Here is a 4,484-nt window from a genome sequence, read left to right as displayed (position 1 = left end):
GTGCAGAACGAGTTCGTCAAGGTGTTGCCGTCTCTCAATCTGAAGATGAACTTCACCGACAGGTTGCAGGCGCGCCTGGCAATGGCCCAGAGCATGAACCGACCTGGCTTCAACCAGCTGGGTGAGTACATCAAGCTGTTCCAGAACTACGACGAGCAGAAAGGGACGCTCACCTACACCGGAGAGAACACCGGCAACGTCAAGCTCAAGCCGATCACGGCCAACAGCTACGACCTGGCGCTGGAGTGGTACCCGCGCGACGGCCAGTCCATCACGGGCACGGTGTTCCATAAGGATGTCAAGGACGTCATCATGAACAGCGTCTACAGCCGTGCCTACAACACCAACACCGGCACTCCGCAGCTCTTCGCGATCACCGGGCCGGACAACGTGGGCAAAGCCAAGGTCAGCGGTCTGGAGGTTGCGGGCATGACCTACCTGGACAAGCTCGCGTTCCTGGAAGGCGTGCTGCCGGAGTGGGCCAAGGGCATCGGCGTGTCGGTCAACTACACCTACATCGATGCCAAGCAAAGCCTGTACAAGCAGATCTACAACCCCTACTGCGATGCAGGCAGAGCGACGACGAATGGCACGCTGCACCTGTTCGGCTGCGACACGAACGGCCTGCCGTTCACTGATCTGCCGCTGCCCTACATGGCCAAGAACGCGGCCAACTTCGTGCTGATGTATGACCGCGGTCCGCTGTCGGCGCGGCTGGCCTACAACTGGCACAGCCGCATCCTGCAGGCGGCGGATGCCAATGGCACGCGCGGCGACGACGCGACGAGCGCGGACCCGTCGCGCCCAGGTGCCCGGGATGTGGGCTGGGGCCTGCCGGTATGGCAGGAGGCTTTCGGCCAGTGGGACGCCGGCGTCAACTACAGGGTCACCGACGCGCTCGGCGTGTCCCTCAACGTGACGAACCTGAACAACGTCATCGTCCGCCAGACGCAGCAGCAGCACATCGGCGTGATGGGACGTGCGTGGTTCTACCCTGGCCGCAGCTACTCGCTGAGCGCACGTTACGAGTTCTGACGCGGTCCCTGACGCGGCGTCACTGCATGCCGCCCGGACGGGCTGTCCGGGCGGCATGCCCACTCGTGTGGATCGGCGCCGCGCATGGCCAGAGATGGCAATGATTGACGTCGGCGCAGGTCGTTCAAGGCGCCCAAGAACTTCGCAGGGTTTCTATGACGCAGAAAGTTGATCGCATCGTCGTCGTGGGCGGTGGCAGCGCCGGCTGGATGGTGGCCGCGGCGCTGGTCACCGGGCTGAAGGGCCGCGCCACCGTCGAGGTGGTCGAGTCCGAGGAGATCGGCATCGTCGGCGTTGGTGAGGCCACCTTCCCGTCCATCCGCAACTACAACCAGCTGATCGGCATCGACGAGCGCGATTTCCTGCGCGCCACAAACGGCACCTACAAGCTGGGCATCCGCTTYTGCGACTGGCTGGACGTGGGCAAGGAYTACTTCCACACCTTCGGYCACTTCGGCAACCTGTTCGGTTCGCAGACGCTGTGGGGCCAGCACCGCCGCATGGGGCTGACCGARCCGCTGGGCGTGCAGTGCGTGCCGACGGTGATGGCGATGAAGGGSCGCTTCGTGCTGCCCGACGAGCAGGCGCAGTTCAAGTACGCCTACCACTTCGAYGCYGTCCAGTACGCYGCCTTCCTGCGCAAAYTGGCCGTGCAGCGYGGTGCCCGCCACACGCTGGGACGCATCACCGACGTGTCYCGCCGTGCCGATGGYGGCGTGGCCGCCGTGCAGCTGGAGGACGGCCGGCGCATCGARGGYGACCTGTTCGTCGACTGCTCGGGCTTTCGTTCCYTGYTGTTGGGCCAGRCGCTGGMMGAGCCCTTCGTCGACTTCAGCCACTGGCTGCCCGTCGACGGYGCCTGGGCCTGYCCCACSGAGCGGGTCGGCGAGGAACTGGCSCCGTACACCCAGGCCACGGCGCTGGAAGGGGGCTGGGCGTGGCGCATYCCRCTGCAGAACCGCACCGGTCATGGCCACGTSTTCTCRAGCCGCTTCATCGACGCCGACCGYGCCCGCGAWCARCTGCTGSMSCRGCTSGACGGCAAGCCSCTSGSCGARCCGCGGYTGYTGCGCTTCACCACCGGCCACCGCGAGCGCTTCTGGGTGCACAACGTCGTCGCCATCGGCCTGTCCTCCGGCTTCCTGGAGCCGCTCGAGTCCACCAGCATCTACCTGATCCAGGACGGCATCAGCCGTCTCATGACCCTGCTGACCGCCGGCCGGCCGGTGGACGAGAACGACCGGGCCCTGTTCAACGACGGCGCGGCTCGCCGCTTCGCGCGCATCCGCGACTTCATCATCCTGCACTACTGCCTGACCCGCCGCCGCGACAGCGAGCTGTGGCGGCACGTGTCATCGATGGAGCTGCCAGAGACGCTGGCCTTCCGGATGGAGCTGTGGCGTCGCTACGGCGTGCTGCATGAGTACGACGAAGAGGGGTTCGACGCCACCAGCTGGCTGGCCATCCACGCCGGCATGGAGCACTGGCCGGAGCGCAACGATCCGGTCTTCGCGGAGATTTCGCCGGAGCGGGCCATGCAGGCGCTGGACCAGCGTCGCAAGGCCATCGAAGCCTCGGTGGCGCGCATGCCGCAGCACCATCGCATGCTGCTCAAGATGCTGGGCTGATCCCTGGCYCGTCTGCGCTCATACGGCCACGAGACAAACCATCTGCACGCCCGCTGGCGTCAGCTCGAACTGAGCAACCTGAAAGGTGAAGCGCCATGTGGCAGGGGTCGAAATCGCCCGTAGTTTTCCCAGCGGATGGCCGTTTCGCCGCTCCGCATCGTTCCGAATCGAGGTTTCCCATGATTGCGCGCGTGCTTGCGCTCCTGGCGCTTGTCCAGGCCTGCGTCTGGCCGCAGCCGAGCCAGGCCGAGAACCCCGTCGTCCAGACCAGCTTCACCGCCGATCCGGCACCGCTGGTGCACAAGGGGGTTGTCTACCTCTACACCGGGCAGGACGAGGACGAAGCCCGCGACTTCAAGATGCGCAACTGGCGTCTCTACACGTCGACCGACATGTCGAACTGGACCGACAAGGGCGTCGTGGCGTCGCTGGCGACCTTTCCCTGGGCGGTGCAGGACAACGATGCCTGGGCTTCCCAGGTGGTCGAGCGCGATGGCAAGTTCTACCTTTATGCGTCGGTGAGCGTACCGGGCTGGCCCAAGAGCGTGATTGCCGTCGCCGTGGCCGACAGGCCTGAGGGGCCGTTCAAGGATGCCCTGGGCAAGCCGCTGATCGACAAGGGCATCGGCTACTTCGACCCCAYGGTCTTTGTCGACGACGACGGGCAGGCCTATATGTACTGGGGCAATCCGAACCTGTACTACGTGAAGCTGAACCCGGACATGATCTCCTACAGCGGCGAGATCCAGCAGGCCGAGGGCAAGCCGCGCAACTACCAGGAAGGCCCCTGGTTCTACAAGCGCCAGGGCAAGTACTACATGGCCTACGCGTCGAGTTGCTGCTCCGAAGGCATTGGCTACGCCATGAGCGACAAGCCCACCGGCCCCTGGGTCTACAAGGGCGACATCATGGACCACAACGCCAACTCAACCGGCAACCACCCGGGCATCGTCGACTACATGGGTGGGTCCTACCTGTTCGGGTTCAACTACCGGCTGAACTTTGCCGACACGCCCATCCATCGCGAACGCCGCTCCGTCACCGTGACCCGGTTCGACTACAACGCGGACGGCACCATCAACATGCTCCCCTGGTGGGACAACGTCGGCGTCGCTCCGCTCAAACCCTTGTCGCCCTACGAACGCGTGGAGGCCGAGACCATGGCCTGGACGTCCCGCCTGAAGCGCGATCGGGATCGCCCGTTCGACTGGGCGCCTGGCATCAAGACCGCGCGCAGTGACAAGGTCGGCATGTATGTCACTCGCATCACCGATCTGAGCTACATCAAGGTCAACGGCGTCGACTTCGGCAGCAAGGGCGCATCACGCTTCGTCGCCAACGTGGCCAGCGAAATGGACGGCGGCAAGATCGAGTTGCGGCTTGACAGTGTCGAAGGCCCGCATCTCGGCACCTTGACGGTGGCCCGCACTGGCGGCCGGGATCAATGGCGGCAGCAAAGCGTGCCGGTCTCGGGCGCCACGGRTGTGCACGACCTCTACCTCATCTTCAGGGGTCAAGGCGAGCCGACGATGTTTGAGTTCGATCACTGGCGCTTCGAGCGCAAGTGAGGCCTGCGACCCTGAAGCCGCTCCCGGATCTGAGCGATAAAGAAGAACGAGATTTCCGTCGCCGCAGCTGACGCTTCCTCGCTGTCGCGCCGTGCGCTGCTTCAGGCCGTTGCTGCTGCCTTTACGGCGCTGGACTCGCAATAACTACTCCAGAGACAAAACATGAACACACACGCTGGCAGCCTGGGCCGCCGTTCCGCCGGCTCTCCCGCGCGTCTCATGAACCGCCCGATCTTTCCCCTGCTGATGGCGC

3 protein-coding genes are annotated in these 4,484 nt (G+C 64.8%); all 3 read left to right on the top strand.

From position 1 onward, the window contains the following. A partial coding sequence (locus AC1DU6_RS21265) for a TonB-dependent receptor domain-containing protein (RefSeq protein ID WP_477859414.1) occupies nt 1–1,035 on the top strand: 1,035 nt, incomplete at its 5' end. Between the two features lie 155 nt (nt 1,036–1,190). Beyond that, nucleotides 1,191–2,663, top strand: coding sequence for a tryptophan halogenase family protein (locus AC1DU6_RS21260; RefSeq protein WP_477859413.1), 1,473 nt, complete (start codon nt 1,191–1,193; stop codon nt 2,661–2,663). 191 nt (nt 2,664–2,854) lie between these two features. Further along, nucleotides 2,855–4,231, top strand: a complete 1,377-nt coding sequence (locus AC1DU6_RS21255; protein ID WP_477859409.1) for a glycoside hydrolase family 43 protein — start codon at nt 2,855–2,857, stop codon at nt 4,229–4,231. Nucleotides 4,232–4,484: the final 253 nt, after the last annotated feature.

Source organism: Roseateles sp. P5_B10, from assembly GCF_056400485.1.
This window is presented reverse-complemented; position numbering and strand designations above follow the sequence as displayed.